This is a genomic window from uncultured Parabacteroides sp. (assembly GCF_905196875.1).
In the GTDB taxonomy this organism is placed as follows: Bacteria; Bacteroidota; Bacteroidia; order Bacteroidales; family Tannerellaceae; genus Parabacteroides.
In genome coordinates this window covers 103,618-125,958 of the sequence record NZ_CAJJWO010000008.1, presented here as the reverse complement: position 1 = coordinate 125,958, position 22,341 = coordinate 103,618, and the positions used below count along the sequence as shown (strand labels likewise).

The window sequence follows — 22,341 nt, the reverse complement described above, 5'->3', positions numbered from 1 at the left end:
ATTAAATAAATATTTCATATATTTGCCACAAATAAACCATAGTTCCATAAGAACTGTGGTTTACATAAATCCTAAACACCAAATCTAAATGGAAAACACCGTTTTGGTTCATGGGATGAGAATATTTAAACATCAAATATTATTTTTAATCTAAATTTCCATGCGAAAAAAATTAAACTTAGTTAGCTTTATTCTACTGGTGGGAACATTAGCTTCCCCAAGAACAACTTTTGCAGGAACTACCCCGGCAGAGCCTAATACCAGTATTTCCCAACAAACAGGAAGAGTGACATGTGTTGTGGAAGATGCCCTAGGCCCTGTAACCGGAGCATCTGTGATCGTGAAGGGGACAACAACAGGCAATGTATCCGACACCAACGGTAAGGTTGTTTTAGAAGGCCTAAAACGCGGAGACATCATTCAGGTATCTTTCGTCGGTTACATCACGCAGGAGATTCCTTATACCGGACAGGCAAATATCAAGATCGACCTGAAAGAAGATTCCAAGACTTTGGAAGAAGTTGTAATTGTTGGTTACGGCGTACAGAAAAAAGAAAGTTTAACGGGTGCTTTGCAAACCCTGAAAGAAGAGAAACTGACCGACATTACAACACCTTCAGTTGAAAACATGCTGAATGGTAAGGTATCAGGAGTGTACGTAGCCCCGGGTTCCGGACAGCCGGGTTCAAGCGGTGCAGTTGTGGTACGCGGTAAAGCGACATTAAGTGGTTCAACAGCTCCACTTTGGGTAATCGACGGTGTGATCGTTGGAGACGGTGCCGGATTACTGAATCCTTCGGACATTGAAACTATGACTATCCTGAAGGATGCTGCTTCTACCGCCATCTATGGTTCGGAAGGGGCAAACGGTGTTATCCTTATTACAACCAAAGCGGCCAAGAGCGGCAAGATACAGATAAACGCTTCTGCCAAACTAGGTATCAGCACGTTGAACAACGGGAAACTGGAAATGATGAATGGAGCGGAACTATATGACTACTACGCCTCTTTCAACAATCCGGAAATGGTTGCTTTCCCTCGCTGGAACTCGGAATTGCGTAACTCCAATTTCGATTGGTGGGATCTGGCCACACAATCCGGTTTTACACAGGATTATAATATCTCACTTGCCGGAGGTAACGACCAGTTAAATTCGTTTTTTTCTATCGGATACTATGACGAAGAGGGAGCTGTGAAAGGATATGACTATTCACGCTACACTTTCCGCTATCGCACCAACTATAAGCCTTTCAAATGGTTAACTGTAAAACCATCTTTATCTGGAGCCATGCGTACGGTAGAAGATGCACAATATTCCGTTACAGCCATGTACTCCATGCTTCCGTGGGATAGCCCTTATAATGAGAAGGGCGAATTGGTGCCCGACCGATATCAGGGATGGGTCAACAGCCAGCAAACAAACTACCTAAACGATCTTTCGTATGGCAATCATACGGATTACAAGACCTATGAGTTCCTTGGTAATCTGGACTTTGATATCAAGTTTACAGATTGGTTGACATTCCGTTCTGTAAACAGCTACCAATACACCAATTACTACTACCATTCCTATAGCGATCCACGCAGTAACGGAGCATCCGGCGTAAACGGTCGTATTGAGGAATACCAAAGTAATACGACTCGACGCTACACCAACCAATTATTGAACTTCAACAAAATGTTCGGCAAACACTCGATTGATGCAGTGTTAGCTTACGAATTCAAAGACTATCAAGGAAAAGCAACTAAAGCAATAGGTACAGGATTTGCTCCAGGTTTTGAAGTTCTGGATGTAACAGCCTTACCGGAAAAGGTAGGAGGAAGCCTGACTGAATCGGCCGTTCAATCCTATTTCTTCCGTGGTAACTATGCGTATGACAACCGCTACGTAGCCGAACTTTCTCTCCGACGTGACGGTGCGTCCAACTTCGGAACTGACGCCCGCTACGGAAACTTCTATTCTGTCAGTGCCGGCTGGAATATCCACCGGGAGAACTGGTTTAAAGTTAATTGGATAGATGCATTGAAGCTGCGTGCTTCATATGGCATCATGGGTAACCGTCCGGGTGAATATTATCCGCAATATGCACTTTATTCCATTTCGGCAAATTACGACGGAATACCAGCTACTTTAATCAGTCAAGTCGGTAATCCGAATCTAACTTGGGAAGAAACTGGAACATTCGGTATCGGTGTAGATGCCAACCTATTCGACAATCGTCTGCGTATCGTATTCGACTACTATAATAAGTATACGAGTGATGTACTTTATAAAACACCGCTATCCGGTCTTACCGGCGTAACCAGCCGCTGGCAAAATGTGGGCGAAATCAGCAACAAAGGTATCGAGTTAACAATCGGTGGTGATATCATCCGTACTAAAGACTGGAACTGGAGCCTTGAAGCTAATCTGGGACATAACAAAAATACCGTAGAAAAACTGTATGGAGACGATCCTGATATGGAAATCATTGTAGGGGGCGGTATCGGTATTGCTGGTGAAGCAGATAAAATTTTGAAGGTAGGTTACAGTAGTGACGCCTTCTATATGAAAGAATGGGCAGGTGTCAATTCGGAAACAGGTGCTCCGCAATGGTATACGACTGCAGAAGACGGTAGCCGTGTCATTACAGAACAATATGCAGAAGCCGACCAGGTAATCTGCAAACCATCTACCCCGAAACTATTCGGTGGATTCAATACCTCATTAAGCTGGAAGAATATTGACCTGAGTGCCGTGTTCGGCTTCTCTATCGGAGGTAAGATTTATAACTATTCCCGTCAGGAATATGATGCTGATGGTACCTATACCGACCGTAACCAGATGAAGCTGAAAGACGGTTGGAGTCGCTGGGAAAAACCGGGAGATATCGCTACACACCCTGTTGCTTCTTACAACAACCAATCAAAAGCAAACAGTGCTTCCACCCGCTACCTGGAAGACAGCGACTTCCTTAAGTTGCGTTCATTGACAATAGGCTACAACCTCAGCCTCCCGAAATATTACATCCAGAATATGCGTATCTTCTTTGCTGGTGAAAACCTGTTCACGGTTACTGGCTATTCGGGTGTAGATCCGGAAATTCCGGCTAAAACTAACGACGACGGAACAATCTCCGCTATCGGTTCTGCCGGCCCTTCGGTTTATCCTTCTACTCGTAAATTTATGTTCGGTCTTAATTTAACATTCTAAACAAGCAAAGTATATATGAAAAATAATATAAAGAAATTCTTTCTGGCAACCATCTGCATAGGAACACTGTTGACCTCTTGCGATGTCGAACGTTTGCCAAATGGAAGCATGGCAGCCGAAGATATTACTTCGGATCCGAATACTGCCCTCGATGGTTTAGTGCGTGGTGCGTATGCCCAACTGAAAACATGGTCTGACCCGATGCACCGACTCGGGGAATATGCCGGTGACAATATGATGATCCGCGGTTCTTCTACCGATGCTTTTTATGAATTCATTTCTTATGCACGTACGGCCAACAACTATCGATTACAAAACTTCTGGGACTATGGTTACAAAGCAGTTGCCCAAACCTCTAACATCATCAAAATGATCGAAGAGGGACAAAGTGCAGAAATTGATAACAAACTAGGGGAATGTTACTACATCCGCGGAATGATGTATTTCTATCTGACCCGTGCTTTCGCCCGCCCTTACTACCAAGCGCCAGACAAAAACCTGGGTGTCCCCATCGTTAATGGAACTCCTGACGATCTAAACAATCTCCAATTGCCCGACCGTGCTACCGTAACACAAAGTTATGCCCAAGCTATTGCCGACTTGCGTAAAGCTGAAAGTATGCTGAGCATCAACGATGGTCCGGCATACGCATCGAAAGGTGCAGCCCAGGCTATGCTATCACGTATCTACCTGTATATGAGTGGAACATACTCAAATCCAAACACGCAATATGCCGACTCTGCTGTCTACTATGCGACACAAGTTATCAACTCGGGAGACTATCAGTTGCTACCACGCGAAGAATTTCTTAACTACAACACCTATGTACCGGAAAACAATAAAGAATCCATCTTCGTGGTTAAACGGGTAGCATCCGAATTCTCCGGCTTCGATCATTATTATGGGATCGGTGGTATGTATGCCAATATCGGCGGTATGGGTTGGGGTGAAATGTTCGCTAGCGCCAAATATATCGATCTGCTAAACGAAACAGGCCGCAACGACTGGCGTCCAGATCGGAAGAAGATTGTAGATGCACGTGCAAACTTTATCGAACCGCAATATGTAGTAGATGATAGCGGCAACTACACAGAAGTGTTCCGCTTCATTAAGAAGGTTTATAATACTAACGGAGAACATACAAACTTCAACTACGTACAGGCCACATTAAACAAAAACGGCAACCAATATAATTGTACCGAAACTGTCGACGGAACAGAAAAGATCTATCCGATGACTGCAGTAGACGAATCGCAACAAATCTACTCGATCAAATACTCCGACGGGGAAACCTATACCGGTGTAATCGATTATCAAATGACTTTGAACCGCGTCTATCCGGAGTTCTATATAACAAAATGTTCACGTGAAGGCGAAGACTCTCACCTGCACTCTCCAATCATCTCACGCCTAGGTGAAATCTATCTGAACCGTGCAGAAGCGTATGCAAAACTGGGACGTTACGGCGAAGCATTGAGCGACCTGAATACTATCCGCGAACGTTCTATTCCAGGAGCCGGTTATGCTTCTTTGGATGCAAACACCGCATCGGCGCTAATCGATAAAGAACGCCAGCTGGAATTGGCTTATCAGGCTGAACGCAGTTTCGACGTATTCCGCAATGGCGAAACACTGACCCGCCATTATCCCGGTCCGCATTCTGCTATGGAAGATATACCGGCTACAGAATACCGCGTTACATTCTATATTCCGCAAACAGCAATCAACTCCTACCCCAGCGGCAGTACGTTGACACAGAACCCAACGAATAACAGTGGTGTGATACTGAACTAAATAATATGATAAAGACTCGAACGAGAAAATCACTTTTCAAAGTAAAGTAATTACATCTCAACAAATTACGCTGAAGCTTCGTGTTTTGAATAAATAATATTCTTATATGGAACTTCAGCGTAACTATTCAATTAGAAAGAAGTTCTGCTCTTGACGAAAGAAGAAAATCAGGGCATAATGCCCACTTGCGTTCACTTCATTCTTTTATGGAACGCTCTTCCCAAACCGTTGCTTTCCGAGTATGGTCGCAACCTTATTCGGTTAATGAAGTAAAGACTGTTCAGGGAAAACAATTCCGGCTATTTAATTTACCCTTTTACTTGGTAGGAGAATTATCCCGGATCATATCAACAAAAGTTTTCTAAAATAAATCCTTCAATCCTTCAGCTATATGGTCAAATAACTGATTATATAACATTTATGACTGAAGGATTTATAAGCGATATGAAAGAAATAGTTTTATTTTTAGAATAATGCTTCATATTCATGCCTAAAATCTACATATGTTTTAGTTCACTCCTTTAAGTAAAGGTAAGTCAGGGCCAGTAGATAATAACTGGATAGATAACGACCTTTTATTATGAAAGTCAGTACACATTTCTTGTTTGTCAGTTGTCGAACGCTTGTTTGACATATGTCAAACAAGCGTTCGACAACTGACAAACAGAAAATAAGAAAGGACTATTGAACTAAAAGGTCAGGACTCATGCGTTAGAATAGAATATGTAAACAGATAACCAGCCGGAGGCTATTCGCCTTTTCCATACTACCGAAAGCTACCGTTTATGAATAAAAAAACTCAAAAATCAAGATAATTCCTTCAGCCATACAATTTTCCTTCAGTCATATATCAATGACTACCATATATATACATACAATACTGAAGGATTGAAGGATTTATTTAAAAAAACTTTTATTGTATGATTTGAGTATTACCTATTTATTTCTTAAACACCAGATAGACAGCTGCAACCAACAGCAAACAAGCCAACGCATGATTCCACTTAAACGATTCTCCCTTAAAGGCAATCGTACTGAAAGCGATAAAGACAACTAATGTAATAACCTCCTGTATCACTTTCAATTGTATCAGGTTGAACGGACCGCCATTCTCACGGAATCCCATCCGGTTGGCGGGAACCTGAAAACAATATTCAAAGAAAGCAATCCCCCAGCTAAACAAGATAACACCGATCAACGGCAGACTCTCAAACCAACTGAACTGCTGCTTCATCTTCAGATGACCGTACCATGCCAACGTCATAAAGACATTCGATACGACTAATAACAGAATAGCATAAAATCCCTGCATAATTTATTTCTTTTTTTGAGGAAGATAATCGTGTTGTATATTCGACATGCTGCTCCAGATACTGTAACGAGCCTCCGGATTGATCGCTTCCAGCCGTGCCAGTACCTCTTTCATATCCGAACGGCTGGAACCGGATTCGTAAGGGCAATTCTTGATCTGTTTGCGGTAGCCTTTCCAGGCAGCGATACGGATCAACTCTTTTTCTTCAATCAGACACATTGGACGGATAATTTCCATATCGAACTTATCCATCTTCAGGCGAGGCGGCATCGTTCCGAAAGCCCCCTGATGCGTCATATTCATCAGTAACGTTTCAATAATATCATCCTGATGATGACCGAGAGCGATCTTGTTACAGTTCTGCTTTTTAGCAATATCGAACAGTGCTTTCCTACGTGTCCAGGAACAAAGGAAACAAGGAGACTTACGGGTATCAGTCGACGCATCAAAGCATGTTTCGTGCACAATGAACGGTAGTCCGTGTTCATCGGCACAACTCTTCAGATACTCCATATCCGAACTATAAGGGATATTGGTCATCACAATATGGGCGACAACCACTTCAAAGCGGGGATGGTATATCTTGGAACGCCGTCCCAACAGATCGAGCAGGGCTAAAGAGTCCTTTCCGCCCGACAATCCGATCAGGATACGGTCGCCATCAGCAATCAGGCCATATTCGTAAATAGCCTTTTTCACCTTCTCTTCTACTTTCCGGAACAGGAGCTCTTCTGCAGTCAACTTTGCCATATTTATTCTAAATCGGGCACAAAAATAGATATTTATCCAATGAATTGTATGCCTAACTAAAAATATTATTATCTTTGAATCAGTATAATTATATTACAACAAGAGAAAATGAGCCGGTTATCTAAGAAACTGTTTTACACAATTGGAATTACGTTACTTTGCAGCGGCCTGCAGGCTCAAAGCCTGGACCAGGCAAAAAAACTATACAACGAAGGGCAATATGCCGAAGCTAAACCCGCATTTGAGAAGCTGGTGAAACAAGCCCCCAGTAATTCATCCTACAACCATTGGTATGGTGTCTGCTGCTTTGAAACAGGCGACCTGGTCGGTGCGGAAAAACACCTGAAAGTGGCAGTAAAACGTAAAGTACAGGACGCCTACCGTTACCTGTCGGATGTCTACTTTCAGACCTATCGTTTCGACGAAGCAGCTGAAACGCTTGAAGAATACATAGAACTGCTGACTAAAAAGAAGCTGGATACACAGGCTTTCGACGACAAATTATCATTGGCTGAAAATGCACACCGCATGATGGAGAAAACGGAAGATGTCCAGATAATCGACAGTCTTGTAGTCGATAAAGAAGACTTCCTCGCCGCCTATACCCTGAGTGAAGAAAGCGGTACGTTGGCTTCGTTCAAAGATTTCTTCCAGACGAACGAGCCTGTTGCCTCAACAGTCTACATGAACCAGAAGGGAGATAAAATCTATTACGCACATGCAACCGACAACGATCAATATTGTCTCTTTACACAATCCAAGCTATTGGATAAATGGGGAGATGAAAAACAGTTACCGATGAACATTAACAGCAATAGCGACGACAACTACCCGTTTGTCCTGTCTGACGGTGTAACGCTTTATTACGCTTCTAAAGGAAACGGTTCGTTAGGTGGTTATGACCTGTTCGTTACCCGTTATAATATCAACTCTGATACTTATCTGGCTCCGGAACAACTGAGCATGCCTTTTAATTCCCCCTTCAACGACTACATGATGGTTTACGACGAGACAAAAGAATTGGGATGGTTCGTCTCCGACCGTTTTCAGCCGGAAGATAAGGTTTGTGTCTACCTGTTCATTCCGAACAACGAACACAGCCGCGTGGAAAGCGAAGACATAGAAGTAAAACGTGCCCGTGCCGCCATTACTTCCATACAGGATTCATGGAAACCGGGAAGCGATTACACCAGCCTAATCGAACTGGCACATAAAGAAATTCCTTACGGTGAAGCAAAAATCGAAAAAGACTTCGAATTCGTGATAAACAACAGTCTGGTTTATTATAAGCTAGATGAAATAAAAAGTCCCGAAGCGAAAAGCTATTACGAAAAAGTTGTTTCGCTGAACAAACAGATAAAAGAACTGAACGAAAAGCTGGCTGACCTTAGAGCATCTTATTCTTCCGGGAATAGTGCAAAAAAGGAACAGCTCAAACCGACAATTCTCGAGGCTGAAGAGCAACTGAATAATCTGCTCAGCCAGCCTGACGAATTGGAAAAGAAAGCCCGTAACACGGAGATTAACTATTTAAAGAGTAACAGATAGCACAACCGCAACTATTATGATCTGGGAAATAACCATTATTGTCTTTTTAATGCTCGTAGCCATCGTGCTTATCCTGCTGGAAATATTTTTGCTGCCGGGTATAACGATTGCCGGAATCGGAGGATTCCTTTTCGCTGCCGCAGGTGTCATTTACGCTTATTCGGTGGGAGAAATGGCAGGACACATCACTTTATTCCTGTCATTAGTGACTTTCGGTGGTGCATTTGTATGGTTATTGCGTTCCCGGTCGTTTCACAGGGTAGCCTTGAAAACGGATGTTGACTCGAAGCTGACTTCCAGCCGCGACCTGGGTATCGAACCCGGCGACGAAGGAGTCACACTTTCCCGTCTCGCTCCTATCGGAAAGGCTCGTTTCAAAGGCATTACCGTCGAAGCAAAGTCGATGGACGAACTGATAGACGAGAATACGCCGGTAGAAATTGTCCGTGTCGACGGTTATAATGTGTTGGTAAAGAAAAAAGAACAAACTGATATTCACGCTTAATTATATTTATATGGAAGAATTGAACTATTTGCCTTTTATCCTACTGGGTGCAGCGGTTTTGCTGCTGGCAATTTTCTTTTACTATGTGCCGTTCCTGCTGTGGATCTCGGCCAAGGTTTCGGGTGTTAACATTTCGCTTATACAGCTGTTCCTGATGCGTATCCGTAATGTACCTCCTTATGTTATCGCCCGTGCCATGATCGAAGCGCACAAAGCGGGTCTTAAAACGTTGACTCGTGATGAACTGGAAGCGCATTATCTGGCAGGTGGACATGTTGAGAAAGTGGTTCATGCGCTAGTGTCTGCTTCTAAAGCAAACATCGACCTGCCTTTCCAGATGGCTACCGCTATCGACCTGGCCGGCCGTGATGTATTCGAAGCCGTTCAGATGTCGGTTAACCCGAAAGTGATCGACACGCCTCCTGTGACTGCCGTTGCGAAAGATGGTATCCAGCTGATAGCAAAAGCCCGTGTTACCGTTCGCGCCAATATCAAGCAGTTGGTGGGTGGTGCCGGTGAAGAAACGATCCTGGCCCGTGTCGGTGAAGGTATCGTATCATCGATCGGTTCGTCGGAAAGTCATAAGACCGTATTAGAAAATCCGGATTCTATCTCTAAACTGGTATTGCGTAAAGGATTGGATGCTGGTACAGCATTCGAGATCTTGTCTATCGACATCGCGGATATCGATATAGGTAAGAATATCGGAGCCTTCCTGCAGATGGATCAGGCACAGGCTGATAAAAATATCGCTCAGGCTAAGGCAGAGGAACGTCGTGCAATGGCTGTTGCCCTTGAACAGGAAATGAAAGCAAAAGCTCAGGAAGCCCGCGCCAAAGTGATCGAAGCAGAGGCGGAAGTTCCGAAAGCAATGGCAGAAGCCTTCCGTTCCGGAAACCTGGGTATCATGGATTATTATAAGATGAAGAACATTGATGCGGATACATCTATGCGTGAAGCAATAGCCAAACCGACCAGTGCTCCTTCAAAACCGCTTAAAGACTAAAAAATGAGAGTTATTCCCGAATCCGAATTAATTATAAATGCAGATGGAAGCGCATTCCATCTGCATCTTAAGCCGGAACAGCTGGCAGACAGAGTAGTTCTGGTAGGTGACCCTGACAGGGTTTCAACCGTTGCTTCTTACTTCGACACACAAGAATGCGAAGTGTCCAGCCGGGAGTTTCACACCATAACTGGTACCTATAAAGGAAAACGTATTACCGTTGTTTCCCACGGTATCGGTACGGACAATATAGATATCGTACTGAACGAACTGGATGCACTGGCAAACATAGACTTTGCAACCCGTACGGTAAAGCCGGCATTCAAACAATTAACTCTGGTACGCGTCGGAACGTCGGGAGGTCTTCAGCCATTCGTTCCTGTCGGTACTTATGTGGCAGCGGAGAAGTCTATCGGTTTCGATGGGGTTATTTATTTCTATGCAGATACCGAACGTGTCAGGGATACAAACTTTGAAGCAGCATTGAAAGAACAGCTGGACTGGAAACTGTCCGGTCTTTCCCCTTATGTCGTTTCAGCCGATCATTCACTGATAGAACAGATCACCCGCGACGATATCATTCGTGGCGTTACAATTGCTGCCAACGGCTTTTACGGTCCGCAGGGACGTGAATTGCGTCTGCCTCTTGCCGATCCCAAGTTAAATGAAAAAATTGAAGCTTTCAATTACAACGGACAGCAAATCACCAATTTCGAAATGGAAAGTTCATCCCTGGCCGGTCTGGCCGCCCTGATGGGACACCGTGCCATGACAGTTTGCTGCATCATAGCAGGCCGCGTAGATAAGAATATGAACACGAACTATAAAGGTTCACTGACAGGATTAATAGAAACAGTGTTGGAACGTATTTGACCCGTCAATCACGACTAATTATCTAAGCGAAAGACGAACGGTATAATTCCGTTTCTTTCGCTTTCTTTATTTGTAACAAACATAAAACTGGCTACGACTGTTTATATAATAAAGTGAAGAATATCATGGAACGGGAGAAAACAATAATTAATTCGTTGGAATGGGGTAAAGAGATTTCCAACCGAGAGGAGAAAGAAAAGGTCGCCGAGAAAATTGCCGCTATGGTTACTGACAATGATATTATCGGCATAGGCTCAGGTTCGACCGCTTATCTGGCCTTATTGAAGATTGCCGAACGTATCCGGAACGAACAACTTCATATCCAGGCAATCCCGACTTCCCAGGAGATAAAGATGGCCTGTGCTAAACTCGGCATACCTCTAACAAGTCTCCTTGAACATAAACCCAACTGGACTTTTGACGGGGCAGACGAAATAGACTTCAGCCATAATATGATAAAGGGACGTGGCGGTGCCATGTTCAAAGAGAAGCTGCTGATCAGTTCCAGTCCGCGGACATTTATTATAGCAGACTCTTCCAAGATGGTCTCGAAATTAGGCTCCCGCTTCCCGGTACCGGTAGAGATATTTCCGGATGCGTTGATCCATGTAGATCAGGCATTACGGTCGTTAAGCCCGGTAGAAATAAAACTACGGATGGCACAAGGCAAAGACGGCCCGGTCATCACTGAAAACGGTAATCTGATACTCGATGTCTGCTTCGACAATATTCCGGACAACCTGGAAAATGCGATCAAATCCATTACCGGCGTGATAGAAAGCGGGCTTTTCATGCATTATGAAGTTCAGATATTAAGTAGCGAGAAACTATAAGCCAGGGTGATCATCTTCTATTATTTGCCTCGATGAACTCTTTCGGAGTACAGCCATTCTTTTTCAGAAAAGCACGGTAAAAGCTCGTGCGGTTAGAAAAGCCTGATTTGAAGACAATCTCATGAATAGTGAATTTGGATTTCAACAGTAAGTTTTCTGCCACCGCAAGTTTTCCGTCATATATAATTTCCTGCAAGCCTTTATCGGTTATCTCTTTTAATTTACGATACAGGCTACGCACACTCATTCCTAATTCACTGGCGATAAAATCAGGAATTACTGGGTGGCAAACGAAAATCCTGTAAAAAGTTTAAAGACAGACTAATACCGGGCTTTATTTTTACCTTTGATTATTTTATAAAAGAGAAAGCCTCTTGCTTTTCGAACCATTCGTTTGCAAGAGGCTTCCTTTATCTGATAAAGTATGAATTACTTCATAAATCCCTGGTCTTTCAATACTTTCAACAACACTTCCGAAAAATATTCATTATTCTTCTTTGTGTAACGAACATCAGTAAAGACCTGTGCCAGCGTTTCTTTGTTATTCTCTTTTACAAACTGCTTATTGACTTCAAGCGCTTCCTTTTCACCATACAATTCATCGATCGATTCCGGAGTATAATCGACATAGCTCTCCTGATGAACCACTGCGGCCAAAGGCAATCGCTCTACCTGTTCCGGTAGCGGTTGAGCCGGATAACCGACTGTCACCGTAACAATAGGAACTACTAAACGTGGCAGTGACAACGCTTCAATAATTTTATCGGCATTATAAGCCGTCGTTCCCAGATAACAGATTCCCAGCCCCTTTTCTTCTGCTGCATCACAGAAAGTCTGGGCAAATAACATCGCATCGATGGTCGAAGCAATGAACGTTTGCAGATTATCAAAACCAGCCTCAGCCTTACGCTGTTCGGCCCATTTCACAAAACGGTTGGCATCAGCACAGAAAGTCAGCACGACCGGAGCCTTCATAATCATCGGCTGATTAAAGTGAGCCGGAGATAGTTTCTCTTTATTCGCCCGGTCACGGGTAACAACGACACTGTACAACTGCATATTTCCGGTATTGGATGCGCGAGCAGCAACTTCCAGCAGTTCATTCAACAACTCCTCGGGGATATCCTGCTCTGTATATTTACGGATAGTCCTCCGGTTCTTCATTATATCTATCATATCTATTTTTTTATAACGTACAATCAATAACAAAGCCCTAACAACCAGATGGGAAGCTTGTTGTTCTGGCTTTTAGGCTGACCGTAAATGGCAGCAAAGGTATTTTCAGCATCCCTGATACGTTCGTAATCCATTAAAGGATCACCCACCATGAACGTATATTTATCATTTACAACAAAATCATTATTGTTAAGCAAACGGATGGATGCAAAATTCGATAACTGGTCGACAAAGAAAGTTTCACCCAGAATCAAACGATCGTTCATGCCTTCCTCCAGGGCTGTCAACAAATTAGTATTGCCCAGATAAGTCTTCTGAATCCGATTTTGTACAAACCCTTCAGCAGACTGATAATGCCGTATGCATACTGCATCCTTCAAATAATCAAAATACTTTTTCACCACTGCATCATCCAACTTCAACTTAGCAGCAATTTCAGCTAAACGCGGAACATTAGGTACCTGATCGGATATCGACATCATCATTTCTTTGATTACCTTCAATTCCCCATATTCGGTTGGATAGACAGCCGGCAAATCTATTTCAATCGCATCCCTTATACGATCCTGTAAACGAAATGGATAAGCATCAGGATCATCCCAATAGAACGGATAACAACCATGTTCCAGGTAATTACGGAACACAGGTGCAACAACTATCTGGTCATTCACATTCCTTGACACCTCTGCATGGTTCTCCAATAAATCATCCAAAGATATAGGGGCAAGATCCAGGAGGCACTCATAAGATAGATATTCGCGGAACGACATTGTATTTAGTGTATAACAGGAAACTTCTTTCAACCCTTTCACTACTTTCGATATCGGAAGTAAAGATGAGGATGCAAACACGATATGCAACCCGGGACAGCGTTCCAGTAATTTTTTCGTTTCATTGATCCAGTTCGGATAACGGTGCACGCTATCCATGAAAAGGTGAGTCCCCCCAGCCTTATAGAACTGAGTGGCAACATTGATCATCTTTTCCCGTTGAAAAAGGATACTGTCCAGATTTAGGTACAACGCTTTATCCGAATTATCGAAAGCTAACTTGATCCGTTGTAGCAATAATGTCGTCTTCCCTACTCCCTGTGATCCAAAAACTCCAATCAGACGATCATCCCACTGTATCTGCTTATAAAGATATCGCTGAAAATTGCATCTTATCCCCTTCAGTAATTGCTGATGGTTTAATTGGTATATGTCCATAAACTAAACTATTTGTTACAAATGTAATACATTATGTCAAAAAGGAAGACCGGATATAGTAAGAAAATGTTCTTTATAAAAAACATTTTTTTAAACATAATGTTTTCAAGGACTCGTTGAATGGATATAATCATGTACATTTGCATGATAAAACCAATAAGAAAATGGACAAATCGAAAGTTTATTTTACGAATCTTCGTACGACTCCCTCCAGTAACCTGCTGGATAAGATGGAACGGCTTGTAAAACGTGCCGGCATTGCAAATATTGATTTTAAGAACCAGTTCGTAGCCATAAAAATTCATTTCGGGGAACCGGGCAACCTGGCTTATATTCGCCCTAATTATGCCGCCCGCATGGCAACCTTGCTCCGTTCACTGGGAGCAAAACCTTTCCTTACCGATTGTAATACACTGTATTCAGGACGTCGTTCCAATGCAGTCGATCACTTGGAAAGTGCAATGGAGAATGGCTTCAACCCTATCTCCGCCAAATGTGATGTGATCATTGCAGATGGTCTGAAAGGCACCGACTATCGTGAAATCGAAATAAACGGTGAATACTGCAAAGCCCCAAAGATCGGTGCAGCCATCGTAGATGCCGATATTATATTGACCATGAACCATTTCAAAGGCCATGAACAGACCGGCTTCGGAGGTGCGATGAAGAACCTGGGCATGGGCTGTGCCAGTGTAGGAGGTAAACTCGAACTGCATTCGGCTTCCCAACCGGTTGTCGACCGCGAAAGTTGTAAAAGTTGTAATATCTGCGTAAAACATTGTGCTCACGATGCAATCCACCTGGATGCCGATAAAATAGCAACGATCGATTATGATAAATGTGTCGGGTGCGGTCAATGTGTAGCTCTTTGCCAATACAGTGCCGCTGTCATGGGAGATGGAGATACTTCAGAACGATTGAACTACAAGATAGCCGAGTATACCAAAGCGGTATTACTGGGTAAACCGCATTTCCACATCAGCTTTATCATGAATGTTTCTCCGGAATGCGACTGCTGGAACCATAATGACGCAGCTATCGTTCCCGATCTGGGTATTGCAGCCTCATTCGATCCGGTCGCACTCGACAAGGCTTGTGCCGACATGGTGATAAATGCTCCGTTGATAGGAGGAAACAAACTGGCAGAAGCACATCCGCATGAACATCTGGAAGGTGAAGACAAATTCCACCTGATCCATCCCGACACAAACTGGCAGGCCGGATTGGAACATGCCGAAAAGATCGGATTAGGAACTCAGGAATATGAACTAATTACTGTATAAGGACATTCAAACCATGATCAATCAGGATACTATCTGTGCCGTATCGACAGCCCCCGGAGCCGGAGGGGTTGCCGTTATCCGCGTATCGGGCTCTGAAGCAATTGCCATCTGCGACACCATTTTCGTGCCAAAGACTGAAGGTAAAAACCTTCAGACACAAAAAGCGTATACTTTGCGTTACGGTAGTATCCGTCGCCGAGAAGAACTGGTCGACGATGTACTTGTCGCTCTTTTCCGCGCTCCTCATTCATTCACAGGAGAAGACACTGTCGAGATCACTTGTCACGGCTCGGTTTATATCCAGCAGCAAATCCTCCAGTTACTGATCGAAAAGGGTTGTCGTTCCGCTCTTCCTGGCGAATATACACAACGTGCTTTCCTAAATGGGAAGATGGACCTGAGCCAGGCCGAGGCTGTAGCCGACCTGATTGCTTCCACATCCGCCGGGATGCACAAACTGGCTATTAATCAAATGCGTGGAGGCTTCAGTAATGAATTGACCAAACTACGCAGCCAACTGCTCGATTTTACCTCTTTGATCGAACTGGAACTCGATTTCAGCGAAGAAGATGTCGAGTTTGCCGACCGTACCAATCTAAAGCAGCTGGCAACAAACATCGAACAGTTGATACACAAACTGGCCGATTCATTCAGTGTGGGTAATGCCATTAAAAACGGTATCCCTGTTGCCATCATCGGCGAGACGAATGCCGGTAAGTCCACTTTACTCAACCTGTTGGTCGGTGAAGAACGCGCCATCGTTTCCGACATCCACGGAACCACCCGCGATGTGATAGAAGACACGATCAATCTATCAGGCATCACCTTCCGTTTCATCGACACGGCAGGTATCCGAGAAACCAATGATACGATCGAAAGCCTGGGTATCGAACGTACTTTCCAAAAACTCCGCCAGGCTTCTATCGTCCTTTGGGTGATCGACCTGAACACTCCAGCCGAACAAATTGAAGAATTGGCACAAACGATCCTTCCGCAGGCTGAAGGTAAAAAAGTGATTCTTGTATTCAACAAATCCGATTTACTCTCTCCGAACGAATTGGAACTCAAGCAACAATTATTGAGCGACATTCCTGCCGATCGCCTATATATTTCAGCTAAACAGCAAGCAAATACAGAAATACTCAAACAGCATCTTATCCAGGCTGCCGCCCTGCCGGAAGTCTCACAGAACGATGTCATCGTCACCAACGTCCGCCATTACGAGGCCCTGACAAAAGCCCATGAAGCTATACTCCGTGTAATTAATGGACTGGAAATGAATATTTCGGGAGATTTCCTGAGCCAGGATATCAGAGAGTGCATGCATTATCTGGGCGAGATTACAGGACAGATTAGTAATGATGAGATATTGGGGAATATTTTTGGGAAGTTTTGCATCGGGAAGTAATTGGTGATTAGGGGGCGATTAGCATAGATTACTATTGATTAATAAGGCATTGATTCTCAATGCCTTTCTTTTTGCGCTAACTATTGATGTTGATCGTTAATAGTGCATTTTCTGCTCATTTTTGTACCGTATTTGGGTCTCGGTGGTTGGCAACCGAAAACTAATTGGAAAGGTGATAGAGAAACTTTACGCCATTTTACACGGTTTTACGGGATTTTACAGAAATAACAGAGAATTAATACAAATCAAAATGAGTAGTAATATTGACATTAAGAAGATTTATAGCTGGTGTGGTACTGAATTTCGCCCATAAGACTACAACTACATGCTGTTCGCACAGGTGTGCAAATGCGCTGTACAAAAAGAAAAAGCGAGACGAAGTAATCAAGACAAACAATCTGTTTACTGAAAAGATCGTACTCGAAAAACCCATTGAAAAGGTCAAGAAGAAACCGTTTCTCACAATCACAGAAGCAGCGGTCTATTTGGATGTAACTCGTCCGACCTTATACAGTTACTTGAAGAATGGCGAGCTGAAAGCTTCGCGGTTGGGATGCAAATATTTACTGCGTAAAGAAGATATTGATGAGCTTTTCAATCATCCGACAGAGTTCCGCATACAGCCTAAAGAGCGTACCACTATCACCGAGTTCTATACCACAGCCGAAGTCAAAGAGAAATATAATGTGGTTGATTCGTGGATTTTCGTTGTGGCCAAGAAGCACAACATCCCCCGTGTGAAGGTCGGCAAAAACGTCAAAATCTCTCGACCGGAGCTTGACCAACTGTTGCAAATGTACCTTTGGAGAGGTGAATGTGGATCTGTGCAAACGCTTCCGAGCTTACTTACTGAACGCCAAGCAGCTAAAACATACGCAACACAAAGTTTCACTGAACTCCGCCACAGGCTACTACTCAACTTTCAGAGGGTTACTAAAAATAGCTTATCGGGATAAGATGATTCGTGAGAACATCAACGATTTCTTAGAAAAGATTGATTATGAGGACGTAAAGAAGGAGTATTTGACATTGGACGAAGTAAAGCAATTGGCCGCCACTCCTTGCGACATTCCCGTTCTCAAAGCGGCTTCTCTGTTCTCCTGCCTTACAGGACTTCGTATCAGCGACATAATGAACCTGCAATGGTCGGATTTCGGCATTGCTCCCGATCAAGGCTATTGCATTCGTATCCGTACCCAAAAGACCAAAACCGAAGCCACACTCCCCATTAGCCACGAAGCGTTTGAACTATGCGGAGAAGTAGGCATAGGTAAAGTATTCAAAGGGTTTAGTCGAAGCATGATAAATTACCCTCTGAAAAACTGGCTCAAACAAGCTAAGATTCAGAAACACATTACATTCCATTGTTTTAGACATAGCTATGCAACCCTCCAAATTGCCGTAGGGACAGATATATATACGGTCAGCAAGATGTTCACCCACCGCAACGTGTCGACCACGCAAATATATGCGGAGCTGATCAATGAAAAGAAACGAGAATCGGCAAATAAGATCTCGCTGAATAAAAATATAATTCATCAACCTATCATATAATAAACAAATAGCATTATATTTGCATATTATATGATAGGTTATAGCTATGGCAAAAAATACTATGGGAACTAAGCTTCCTCGAAAATTAGAACAACGGATGGAGATTGTAGGCGAACAAATAAAATTGGCCCGCCTACGTCGGAATCTAAGTGTAGCACAAGTGGCAGAACGAGCTACCTGCTCGCCCCTGACGGTATCACGCATCGAAAAGGGTGTGCCTACTGTTGCCATAGGTATCTATCTTCGTGTGCTTTACGCCCTACAATTGGATGAAGATATTCTCTGGCTTGCCAAAGAAGATAAACTGGGGAAATCGTTACAAGATTTGACCTTAAAGAACCGTGAACGTGCATCTAAAAAGGAATAAACAATGAAAAAAATATTGGTATATGCCGACTTTGATTGGCTAAAAGATATTGAATTCATCGGAGAACTAAGCTATGAATCGCTTCGTGGCTCAGATAGTTACGGCTTTAAGTACAATGATAATTGGCTCAAGAAATATGGCAATCTGTTTCTGAGTGATGATTTGAATAATTATCCGGGACAGCAATACACACAGCCCGAAAAAGATATTTTCGGATGTTTCTCCGATGCCTTGCCTGACCGTTGGGGACGTACTTTACTCAACCGCAGAGAGCAAATCTTGGCTACCGAAGAGAAACGTCCTGTCCGTCGCTTATCTTCATTTGATTATCTGCTGGGAATTGATGATTCATCTCGCATGGGTGGATTTCGCTTCAAAGAGACACCCGATGGAGACTTTATCAACTCAAGCAACACCCTACGCATCCCACCACTAACCAATGTCCGTGAATTGATTCATGCCAGCGGAGAGATTGAAAAAAGCGAAGAGGAAAACAAACTACCCGATAAAAAGTGGCTTACTCAATTAGTACAACCGGGCTCCTCATTGGGTGGAGCGAGACCAAAAGCCAGCGTAGTTGACGCCGACAAAGTGTTGTATGTAGCCAAATTCCCTTCTCGCAAAGATGATTACAACGCAGGACTTTGGGAACACTTCTGCCACCTTTTGGCTAAGAAAGCAGGAATTAATGCTGCATCTACACAGGTAATTTCCACAAGCGATAGGTATCACACACTCTTATCACGTCGCTTTGACAGAACCGATGACGGCAAGCGAATACATTTTGCCTCTGCTATGACATTGCTCGGACTTTCGGATGGAGCCAACGCAAGCACCGGAAACGGGTACTTGGATATGGTAGATTTCATACTTCAAAATTGTACGGAGGTAAACAAGAATCTTCAAGAGCTATACCGCCGTGTAGCTTTTAATATTTGCATCGGGAACTCGGACGACCACTTCCGCAACCACGGGTTTCTACTCACTGCTAAAGGTTGGACGCTCTCCCCTGCCTACGATATGAATCCAACGCTAAACGAATATCAGAGTCTACTTGTTTCCAACTCTTCCAACCAAGCAGACTTAGCAATTCTATCAGATGCTTGTGAAGCCTATATGCTACCTCAAGACGTAGCCACAAAGATTATCTCAGAAGTGGTAATAGCAGTTAAAGACTGGAAAGCATTGGCTACTAAATTAGGAATAGCGAACAGCGAAATGGAATTATTCGGGAATACCTTTAATAGTCGAATGAAAGAATACATCTAATTCCTTCGTAAAATAGAGAGTTATTTATCTTATAGTGAAGACAAACGCAGCCATATCAACACCAAATGCGGCCAATTACACAAACAATTTGGAAATACGCATCTCATCCAAATAAAACAAGGTTGGGTGGAGAGTGCCATTTTGTTTGTTGCATTGGTCGGCCGACCGAGTGAGTTATATCCATGCACAGAACAGACGTGGGCTTTGCCTATGGTCGGATGAGATTTCGGCACGGTTCAAGAACTTCAATCGCTATAACAATGGTTCGGAAGAGCAATTTTGGCTATCGGTGTTCAGTTGCAAGCCTGTTATTTCCGACCGTAAGAATGCTAAAAGCTCCGTCTTTATCACCCGTCCGTTTATTCCGGTGATTGGTACGATCCAGAAAAACATCCTCAATGATTTAGCCAAAGACGACCGTTCGAGCAATGGATTTATTGACCGTATCCTATTCGTCATGCCCCAAATCCAACGTAAAGCCCGATGGAATGACAAGGATGCACCTGGGAAATAGTAATCATAATAAACTGCAGCTCGCGTTCTTCCTTCACTCCTTTCTTTCTAATCTGGATGTAGAGTAAGACAAATCACTTTTCAACAATAAACAACTACAAACCTGTTAAATACACTGAAGTTCCACCCATTTCAGGACAAAAGGAACTTCAGTGCATTATCTATTTCTTCAAACCCGCACCGGCACCACAAAATAGCAATTTCCATATGCCCGATGCTTGGGCACAAATCCCATTCCTGAGAGCTTAAAGCTCAGTTGCTTCGCCGTTATTCCCCGTAAAGCGGACGGATTGAAACGATGCATAAAAGCAAATATCTCCGAAGCTGTCATCCAATGGCCTTTCTCGCCTGGCGAAGGCTGATGGAAACAAGTACGGAATACATCTTCCAAAGGCGACTGACAATAATACCGTTTATTTTGCCGTTGTAAAAGGGCTTCTTCTTCTGAGGTAAGAAAATCAGGTTCTCCTTCCAGATACTCCGATTTGAGTTGCGCATATAACTGTTCATACTCTATCGGTTCAGTGGAAATAGGAGAATCTACCTCTACACAAAGGAAACGACGGCTTCCTGTTGCATCGGTCAGGAACTGGCGGGAATTAGTTGTACCGATAAAGGAGGCCAGACGCGCTTCGTTCACCCACCCCAATCGTTTTCCCCGGTAGATAGGAATAGAGAGCATCTGCAACAGATTTTTCAAACTTGCTTGTTGCTTCTCTCCAATACGGTCGAACTCGTCCAGATTAATGAGTCCCGCATTAACCAGTTTACGTTCCGGATTAGCACCGGACGTCAATGGCAAGCTATCCAGGTAGTAATTCTTCAATGTATCAGGAAGCAACTGCCGGCAAAAAGTACTTTTTCCATAGCCCTGTACCGCACTGATCAGAACAGGTGTCAATACATTGGCATGCGACCGCTCACATCCCATCCACTGCGAAACCATTGCCCTGAGCCAGCAACGTCCCCCTTTCAACCATATCTCTTCAGCAGAGACACGGAGCAGCAAAGGCGTTACCCGATCCACTCCATCCCATTCCGGCAATTCATCCATATACAAACGGAAAGGATTGTACGACTGTACTTTATCGGAGAGAATCATCATCTGTACATCTCCCCGGAAGAAAGAAATACCTTTCAGACGCGCATCCACGATCATTCCGTTAATCGCCCGTTCGTCCACAGGAAGGAAAGGCTGTCCAACAGCACCTTTTCCCCTGTATTCCGTCGTACCGTCCAGAAGATTGTAACGAAAGTCAAAACGTTCATTCAGAAAACGACGCAAGTCATTTGTCATCCCCACGATCCAGCGGGATTTGGGCGAACACGTATCTACACGCTGTCTCTTTTTCAATAAAGAACTATTGGCAGCAGACAAAAAATATTGAACAGCCTGCTTCATCCGGTTAATAAGATTGCTAATCATATCGATAAATTTTAGAGGTTAATAAGAATGAAGCACAAATATATACGCATAAATACTCGTTTCACAAATATATAATCAGTTGTTTTTCAATAAACTGATCTAATAAAAAAGATAGCGAAAAGTATTGTTTTACTGCTATATTACTCGTATTTTTGTAAGGAGTTCTTTCTTGAATCACAATATGAGCGATAGCTACGTCACATTATATGATGAAGCTACTTCACAACATGTGACAAAAGTTCGTCATAGTATGTGATTCAAAAAACAATTCACCAGTTAAGTATTAGTAATAAAGCAGGAAAACATTAGTTTGTTTCCACCTA

General features: G+C 43.4%; 17 protein-coding genes and 3 pseudogenes. 14 read left to right on the top strand and 6 right to left on the bottom strand.

Features of this window, described 5'->3' with window-relative positions:
* The first annotated feature begins 160 nt into the window (after positions 1-160).
* Entirely contained in the window at positions 161-3,193 is a 3,033-nt protein-coding gene (locus QZ076_RS05155; RefSeq protein ID WP_293710904.1) for a TonB-dependent receptor, read from the top strand.
* 15 nt (positions 3,194-3,208) lie between these two features.
* On the top strand, positions 3,209-4,987 hold the full coding sequence (locus tag QZ076_RS05150) for a RagB/SusD family nutrient uptake outer membrane protein (RefSeq protein WP_293710902.1): 1,779 nt from the start codon (positions 3,209-3,211) through the stop codon (positions 4,985-4,987).
* Between the two features lie 940 nt (positions 4,988-5,927).
* On the opposite strand, the gene QZ076_RS05145 is transcribed toward QZ076_RS05150, so the two are convergent.
* Both QZ076_RS05145 and QZ076_RS05140 read right to left on the bottom strand, forming a co-directional pair.
* Positions 5,928-6,299 (bottom strand): DMT family protein, encoded by a 372-nt coding sequence (locus QZ076_RS05145; RefSeq protein ID WP_028727018.1) that lies wholly within the window; start codon positions 6,297-6,299, stop codon positions 5,928-5,930.
* Between the two features lie 3 nt (positions 6,300-6,302).
* Positions 6,303-7,049 carry a tRNA 2-thiocytidine biosynthesis TtcA family protein gene (locus tag QZ076_RS05140; RefSeq protein ID WP_293710897.1) on the bottom strand — a complete coding sequence of 249 codons (747 nt, stop codon included), beginning with the start codon at positions 7,047-7,049 and terminating at the stop codon, positions 6,303-6,305.
* Positions 7,050-7,157: 108 nt separating this feature from the next.
* Between QZ076_RS05140 and QZ076_RS05135 the strand changes: the two genes are divergently transcribed.
* The 5 genes from QZ076_RS05135 to rpiA all read left to right on the top strand — a co-directional run bounded on the left by QZ076_RS05135 (position 7,158) and on the right by rpiA (position 11,814).
* On the top strand, positions 7,158-8,597 hold the full coding sequence (locus tag QZ076_RS05135) for a tetratricopeptide repeat protein (protein WP_293710895.1): 1,440 nt from the start codon (positions 7,158-7,160) through the stop codon (positions 8,595-8,597).
* A gap of 16 nt (positions 8,598-8,613) precedes the next feature.
* A complete protein-coding gene (locus QZ076_RS05130) occupies positions 8,614-9,102 on the top strand; it encodes an NfeD family protein (RefSeq protein ID WP_293710893.1) in 489 nt (162 codons plus the stop codon).
* 10 nt (positions 9,103-9,112) lie between these two features.
* Positions 9,113-10,108 (top strand): flotillin-like protein FloA, encoded by a 996-nt coding sequence (floA, locus tag QZ076_RS05125; protein WP_293710891.1) that lies wholly within the window; start codon positions 9,113-9,115, stop codon positions 10,106-10,108.
* A gap of 3 nt (positions 10,109-10,111) precedes the next feature.
* Positions 10,112-10,981: a nucleoside phosphorylase gene (locus QZ076_RS05120; RefSeq protein ID WP_293710889.1), complete on the top strand. Its 870-nt coding sequence runs from the start codon at positions 10,112-10,114 to the stop codon at positions 10,979-10,981.
* 125 nt (positions 10,982-11,106) lie between these two features.
* Positions 11,107-11,814 carry a ribose 5-phosphate isomerase A gene (rpiA, locus tag QZ076_RS05115; protein ID WP_293710887.1) on the top strand — a complete coding sequence of 236 codons (708 nt, stop codon included), beginning with the start codon at positions 11,107-11,109 and terminating at the stop codon, positions 11,812-11,814.
* A gap of 10 nt (positions 11,815-11,824) precedes the next feature.
* On the opposite strand, the gene QZ076_RS05110 is transcribed toward rpiA, so the two are convergent.
* The 3 genes from QZ076_RS05110 to QZ076_RS05100 all read right to left on the bottom strand — a co-directional run bounded on the left by QZ076_RS05110 (position 11,825) and on the right by QZ076_RS05100 (position 14,198).
* A complete protein-coding gene (locus QZ076_RS05110; protein ID WP_293710916.1) occupies positions 11,825-12,079 on the bottom strand; it encodes an AraC family transcriptional regulator in 255 nt (84 codons plus the stop codon).
* A gap of 164 nt (positions 12,080-12,243) precedes the next feature.
* The gene (locus QZ076_RS05105) at positions 12,244-12,990 is read right to left on the bottom strand and encodes a nitroreductase family protein (protein ID WP_293710885.1); all 747 of its coding nucleotides are present in this window, start codon (positions 12,988-12,990) and stop codon (positions 12,244-12,246) included.
* A gap of 23 nt (positions 12,991-13,013) precedes the next feature.
* Entirely contained in the window at positions 13,014-14,198 is a 1,185-nt protein-coding gene (locus QZ076_RS05100) for an AAA family ATPase (protein ID WP_293710883.1), read from the bottom strand.
* Between the two features lie 164 nt (positions 14,199-14,362).
* On the opposite strand from QZ076_RS05100, the gene QZ076_RS05095 reads away from it, so the two are divergent.
* The 7 genes and pseudogenes from QZ076_RS05095 to QZ076_RS05065 form a co-directional block, all read left to right on the top strand.
* On the top strand, positions 14,363-15,481 hold the full coding sequence (locus QZ076_RS05095; protein WP_293710881.1) for a DUF362 domain-containing protein: 1,119 nt from the start codon (positions 14,363-14,365) through the stop codon (positions 15,479-15,481).
* 16 nt (positions 15,482-15,497) lie between these two features.
* Positions 15,498-16,889: a tRNA uridine-5-carboxymethylaminomethyl(34) synthesis GTPase MnmE gene (mnmE, locus tag QZ076_RS05090; protein ID WP_293710914.1), complete on the top strand. Its 1,392-nt coding sequence runs from the start codon at positions 15,498-15,500 to the stop codon at positions 16,887-16,889.
* 290 nt (positions 16,890-17,179) lie between these two features.
* Positions 17,180-17,425, top strand: a pseudogene (locus tag QZ076_RS05085) (helix-turn-helix domain-containing protein); the annotation flags it as partial.
* Between the two features lie 259 nt (positions 17,426-17,684).
* Positions 17,685-18,443 (top strand): annotated as a pseudogene (locus QZ076_RS05080) (tyrosine-type recombinase/integrase); the annotation flags it as partial.
* Between the two features lie 46 nt (positions 18,444-18,489).
* Complete coding sequence (locus tag QZ076_RS05075; protein WP_293710879.1) at positions 18,490-18,810, top strand: helix-turn-helix transcriptional regulator; 321 nt, start codon at positions 18,490-18,492, stop codon at positions 18,808-18,810.
* 3 nt (positions 18,811-18,813) lie between these two features.
* Positions 18,814-20,079, top strand: coding sequence for a HipA domain-containing protein (locus QZ076_RS05070; RefSeq protein ID WP_293710877.1), 1,266 nt, complete (start codon positions 18,814-18,816; stop codon positions 20,077-20,079).
* A 90-nt stretch (positions 20,080-20,169) separates the two neighbouring features.
* Positions 20,170-20,578 (top strand): annotated as a pseudogene (locus QZ076_RS05065) (DUF3987 domain-containing protein); the annotation flags it as partial.
* A gap of 183 nt (positions 20,579-20,761) precedes the next feature.
* Here the strand turns inward: QZ076_RS05065 and QZ076_RS05060 are convergent.
* On the bottom strand, positions 20,762-22,018 hold the full coding sequence (locus tag QZ076_RS05060; protein WP_293710875.1) for a VapE domain-containing protein: 1,257 nt from the start codon (positions 22,016-22,018) through the stop codon (positions 20,762-20,764).
* Positions 22,019-22,341: the final 323 nt, after the last annotated feature.

Excerpts from the sequence above, each read along its gene's own strand:
- QZ076_RS05155 (WP_293710904.1), top strand. The coding sequence starts at position 161 with ATGCGAAAAAAATTAAACTTAGTTAGCTTTATTCTACTGGTGGGAACA.
- QZ076_RS05150 (WP_293710902.1), top strand. The coding sequence starts at position 3,209 with ATGAAAAATAATATAAAGAAATTCTTTCTGGCAACCATCTGCATAGGA.
- QZ076_RS05145 (WP_028727018.1), bottom strand. The coding sequence starts at position 6,299 with ATGCAGGGATTTTATGCTATTCTGTTATTAGTCGTATCGAATGTCTTT.
- QZ076_RS05140 (WP_293710897.1), bottom strand. The coding sequence starts at position 7,049 with ATGGCAAAGTTGACTGCAGAAGAGCTCCTGTTCCGGAAAGTAGAAGAG.
- QZ076_RS05135 (WP_293710895.1), top strand. The coding sequence starts at position 7,158 with ATGAGCCGGTTATCTAAGAAACTGTTTTACACAATTGGAATTACGTTA.
- QZ076_RS05130 (WP_293710893.1), top strand. The coding sequence starts at position 8,614 with ATGATCTGGGAAATAACCATTATTGTCTTTTTAATGCTCGTAGCCATC.
- floA (WP_293710891.1), top strand. The coding sequence starts at position 9,113 with ATGGAAGAATTGAACTATTTGCCTTTTATCCTACTGGGTGCAGCGGTT.
- QZ076_RS05120 (WP_293710889.1), top strand. The coding sequence starts at position 10,112 with ATGAGAGTTATTCCCGAATCCGAATTAATTATAAATGCAGATGGAAGC.
- rpiA (WP_293710887.1), top strand. The coding sequence starts at position 11,107 with ATGGAACGGGAGAAAACAATAATTAATTCGTTGGAATGGGGTAAAGAG.
- QZ076_RS05105 (WP_293710885.1), bottom strand. The coding sequence starts at position 12,990 with ATGATAGATATAATGAAGAACCGGAGGACTATCCGTAAATATACAGAG.
- QZ076_RS05100 (WP_293710883.1), bottom strand. The coding sequence starts at position 14,198 with ATGGACATATACCAATTAAACCATCAGCAATTACTGAAGGGGATAAGA.
- QZ076_RS05095 (WP_293710881.1), top strand. The coding sequence starts at position 14,363 with ATGGACAAATCGAAAGTTTATTTTACGAATCTTCGTACGACTCCCTCC.
- QZ076_RS05075 (WP_293710879.1), top strand. The coding sequence starts at position 18,490 with ATGGCAAAAAATACTATGGGAACTAAGCTTCCTCGAAAATTAGAACAA.
- QZ076_RS05070 (WP_293710877.1), top strand. The coding sequence starts at position 18,814 with ATGAAAAAAATATTGGTATATGCCGACTTTGATTGGCTAAAAGATATT.
- QZ076_RS05060 (WP_293710875.1), bottom strand. The coding sequence starts at position 22,018 with ATGATTAGCAATCTTATTAACCGGATGAAGCAGGCTGTTCAATATTTT.